The organism is Sphingopyxis sp. (assembly GCF_025869345.1).
Taxonomy (GTDB): Bacteria; Pseudomonadota; Alphaproteobacteria; order Sphingomonadales; family Sphingomonadaceae; genus Sphingopyxis.
Genome location: NZ_JAOZVW010000018.1, coordinates 1 through 3,979, shown reverse-complemented (window position 1 = coordinate 3,979; position 3,979 = coordinate 1). Strand labels below are relative to the sequence as shown.

General features: G+C 64.2%; 5 protein-coding genes. 2 read left to right on the top strand and 3 right to left on the bottom strand.

The annotated features are described in order from the left end of the window. Positions 1-98: 98 nt before the first annotated feature. Genes OJI97_RS01400 through OJI97_RS01390 form a run of 3 tightly spaced genes read right to left on the bottom strand, consistent with a single transcriptional unit; the run spans position 99 to position 1,991 of the window. The gene (locus OJI97_RS01400) at positions 99-698 is read right to left on the bottom strand and encodes an HD domain-containing protein (RefSeq protein ID WP_297660254.1); all 600 of its coding nucleotides are present in this window, start codon (positions 696-698) and stop codon (positions 99-101) included. A gap of 29 nt (positions 699-727) precedes the next feature. After that, positions 728-1,420 carry a hypothetical protein gene (locus OJI97_RS01395; RefSeq protein WP_297660431.1) on the bottom strand — a complete coding sequence of 231 codons (693 nt, stop codon included), beginning with the start codon at positions 1,418-1,420 and terminating at the stop codon, positions 728-730. A gap of 4 nt (positions 1,421-1,424) precedes the next feature. After that, entirely contained in the window at positions 1,425-1,991 is a 567-nt protein-coding gene (locus tag OJI97_RS01390) for a hypothetical protein (protein WP_297660252.1), read from the bottom strand. Between the two features lie 149 nt (positions 1,992-2,140). Between OJI97_RS01390 and OJI97_RS01385 the strand changes: the two genes are divergently transcribed. Together OJI97_RS01385 and OJI97_RS01380 are read left to right on the top strand one after the other, a co-directional pair. Beyond that, positions 2,141-2,587, top strand: a complete 447-nt coding sequence (locus tag OJI97_RS01385; RefSeq protein WP_297660250.1) for an Rrf2 family transcriptional regulator — start codon at positions 2,141-2,143, stop codon at positions 2,585-2,587. Positions 2,588-2,660: 73 nt separating this feature from the next. Continuing rightward, entirely contained in the window at positions 2,661-3,866 is a 1,206-nt protein-coding gene (locus tag OJI97_RS01380) for a cation:proton antiporter (protein WP_297660247.1), read from the top strand. The last annotated feature ends 113 nt before the right edge of the window (positions 3,867-3,979 follow it).

Here is a 3,979-nt window from a genome sequence, read left to right as displayed (position 1 = left end):
GATTTCTTGCCTCCCTTAATACGCCAAAACCCGGGTTCCGGGGTAAATTATTAAAAAACTGCGTCGCCCCCGCCCCGGGGGGGGCGACGGTGGAGGGCTCAGGCCGCTTCCTCGACCATCACCTTCTTGTAGATGCTGTTCCGCGGATAGGCGCAGAGGCGCTTCACCATCGGCTCGAAAAATTCGAGCGGCAGCGACTCATAATCGGGATCGAAGGCCGGCGCGTCATATTTCTCGCAGAACTCGGCGCAGGCCGCGGCATAGGGATGATCGGCGAACTGGTCGCGCATGTCGCGGTCGAGGCCGAGATAGTGGAAGAAATAATGACCCTGGAAAATGCCGTGATGCTGCACGATCCACAGATTTTCGTCTGACAGGAAAGGTTTCAGGATCGCCGCCGCGACATCGGGGTGGTTGAAGGCGCCGAGCGTGTCGCCGATATCGTGGAGCAGCGCCATCACGACATATTCCTCGTCGCGGCCATCGCGGTGCGCGCGGGTCGCGGTCTGCAGGCAATGTTCGAGCCGGTCGACCGGAAAGCCGCCATAATCCCCGCCGAGCAGCTTCAGATGATCGAGGATGCGCACCCCGTTGTTCGGCGCGAACTCCTTTTGCTCGCGCGCGATAATGTCCCAGTCTTCCTGCGTCCCGTCGATCATCGACCGAAAGGTCGCATGTTCGTGCGTCATATCGTTCATGGCAGCCTCTCCTTATTGGCCAGCCTATCCTATTCGTTGTTATTTGCAACGTTATAGGTCTTGACCTCGGCCTGCGTCAGGCAGCGGCGGGTCGACTTGTCCTCGGCATTGGCGAGCGCCTTTTGCTGATACATCACTTCGGTCAGCAGCTTGCGCGATACGCCCATGCGAATCAGGAAATCGTTGTCCTCGCTCGCGAGTAGCGCGGCGTCCTGTTCGATGTCACCGATCAACTCCTTGGTCGCATCGGTTCCCATCGCTACGCTATAATCGATGGCTCCCCGGTCGCCGGTGCGCGTGAACATATGAACGATGAACAGCCCGCCCGGATCGATCACGCGCGGCTGGCCACCCATGAAGACGAAATTGCACGCGCTGAAACACGCCCAGCCTGACGGAATGCGCGTCACGAGGCCGAAGTTTGCCCGGATTACCCGCCCTGCCGCATTACCTGCGCGCGCGTCGCCGCCCGGCGAGCGCAGCCAGATTTCGCTGATGTCGGGATTGGCGGCCAGCGCGGCCTTCAACCGGTCGGGCAACCCCGCATCGATGCGCCCCTCGGCCAGCAGCACCTTGCCCCCGTTCTTGACCACGGGCGTAAGCTCCATCGTCGGGTTTGCCGACCAGTCGGGATTCAGGGGGCAAGTCGGATTCGCAGGGTCCATCTGAACTTTGGCAGCGCCGGTCAGACTGACAAACATTGCCGCCGCCAGCAGCGGCACCAATTTACGCTGCAAGAGCATAGCGCGCTTCACCCGGCCGCTTGCACATCTTCTTGCTGACGCGCGTTTCTTCACCCTCGACGATGACGATGTCTGTGACGTTCATGCAACTCGTGCCGTCGGCAAGCTCTTTCTTCGACGCGACGGTCGACGATCCGCTGACATTCTCGCGCGTCGCGCTGGTCCAGTTCGCGGTCGCGCCGACTTCCTCGCCGCGGGTGATCTCTTCGGTCGCCTTGGCCGCCTGCACCTGCTCGGCGGGATCGAGGCGGCAGGCGATGGCGTCGGTCAGCGTTCCGCTCACCTCGGCGATCGGCACATAGCTATAGACGCCGGCCTTGCTCGCGGCGTCACCGACCGCATCGCGGATCACGCCGCCCAATATGCCGCGCCCGACGCTGCTGCCCTTCTTGCCCTTCGGACAGCCGCCATTGTCGTCGCTGCCCGGGCTCGGCGCCGGGCTGGGCGTCGTCACCTTACGGAGCAGACTGCCGAACTGCGCCTCGGCGGGCGCCGCCACCAACATGCAGGCCGCGAGGACCGCCGGTACACCCCAAATTTTACGCATCATCGCCATACCCTCATCGCACCCGTTTCCGGGCCATCATGCGATCCCATTGGCATCGGTTCATGCCACCCGCTGTGATTTTCATCAACAGCGCAAGATAATCTCATCCAGACAGGTTGAATTAAGGCTGAATATGTCACACTACCCCCGTCATGCTGTCGCAAAAGACCCGCTATACGATCCGTGCCTTCCAGCATCTTGCCGACCATTGGGGCAAGGGACAGGTGCAGCTTGCGGACATTGCCGACGCACAGAATATCCCGCCCAAATTCCTGACCGTCATCCTGTCGGAAATGGCGCGCGAGGGACTGCTCATCTCGCAGCGCGGCCGCGACGGCGGTTACCAGCTCGCGCTGCCGCCGATCGACATCAGCTATGGCGACCTCGTCCGGCTGACGCGCGGGTCGCTCGCGCTCGTCCCCTGCGCTGCGCGCAACGCGCACGAGCATTGCAAGAATTGCCTGCCCGAATCCGATTGCCGCCTGCGCAGCCTGATGCTGAAGGTGCGCGACGACACCGCGTCGATCCTCGACCGCATCACCCTGGCCGACCCGATCGTGCTGGAGCCATTGTTCGAGAAGGAAGAAGCGGCAGAATAGCGCCGTTTCGCGCGAAAGAGAACGTTCTCAAAAATCGCTTGCCGCATCGCGAGCGACGCGATAGCCAATCGACATGGGCTTTGCGGTCGACCTCCTGTGCTTTCTCGTCGTGCCGCTCCTCTGCTGGCGCCTCGTTCGCGGCGCTGTGCCGATGGCGGTGCTGCCGATCCTGACCGGCCTCGCGGTCGCGGCGGCGGCCGATCGCTTCGGTTTCGACAAAGCCGCGCTCGGCCCTTCATGGCTGGGCGAGACGATCGGCTGGTGCGGCGTGCTCGCGCTGGCCTTCAGCGCCGGACTCGAAACGCGCACCGCGTCGGACCAGCTTCCTCCGCTTGGGAAACAAGCCGTGGGTTCGGCGCTCTTCGCACTCGCCCTGCCCTTCACGATCGGCTTTGCGGTGGCGCTGTCGGGCCTGCTCGATCTCGTTCTGCTGCGGCCCGCGGGCGTGTCGCCGCTGCTGTCGGCGGGCGCCATCGCGCTGTGCCTTGCGGTCAGCGCGCTTCCCGTTCTGGTCGGCATCGTGCGCGAACTGCCGATGGCCGACCGCCCGCTCGGCAATCTCGCGCTGCGAATCGCCGCGCTCGACGATGCGGTGCTGTGGAGCGGTCTCGCGCTGCTGCTGTTCCTTCATAATGGCGAGAGGAGCGCAATCGCCCCGGACGGGCCGGCCTGCCTCGCGGCGCTCGGGCTGCTCGCGGCGATGCCGCTGCTGCGCGATCGGATCGACCGCTTCCTCCCCGATCAACCAGGGGCGACGGCGGTGGCCGGCCTTTGTTATCTCACGGCCGGAGCCTGGGCCACGACGGCGCTCGGCCTGCACGAATTGCTCGGCGCCTATTTCGCGGGCGCCATGGCGCCGCGATGCCTTGCCGAGCGGCTGATGCCCGAACGGCTCGGCAAGCTGGCGCTGTTCGGCCTGTCGCCGCTCTTCTTCGCGCATCGCGGGCTCAGCATCGACGGCGCGGTCGTGACGCCCGCGGCGCTGGGCGTCGCGCTGCTTCTCCTGTTCCTTGCCGGTTCGGCCAAGCTCGCCGCGGTGCATCTGGTGCCGCCCGCTGCCCATGTGCCGCCGCGCGAACGCACGCGGCTCGGCCTGCTGCTCCAGTGCAAGGGTTTGATGGAGATCGTTGCCGCAACGATATTGGTTCAGGCGGGCCTGATCACGCCGACGGTCTTCGCGGTGCTCGTCACGCTGGCGCTTGTTTCGACAACGCTGACTATCCCCCTCTTCCGCCTCGCCTCACGCGCTGCGGCGATCCGGCGGACCCAAGCATTTTAGACCGCCACAAAAGAAAAAGGCCCGCTTTCGCGGGCCTTTTCGTAAAATGGTGGAGCCTAGCGGGATCGAACCGCTGACCTCTACAATGCCATTGTAGCGCTCTCCCAGCTGAG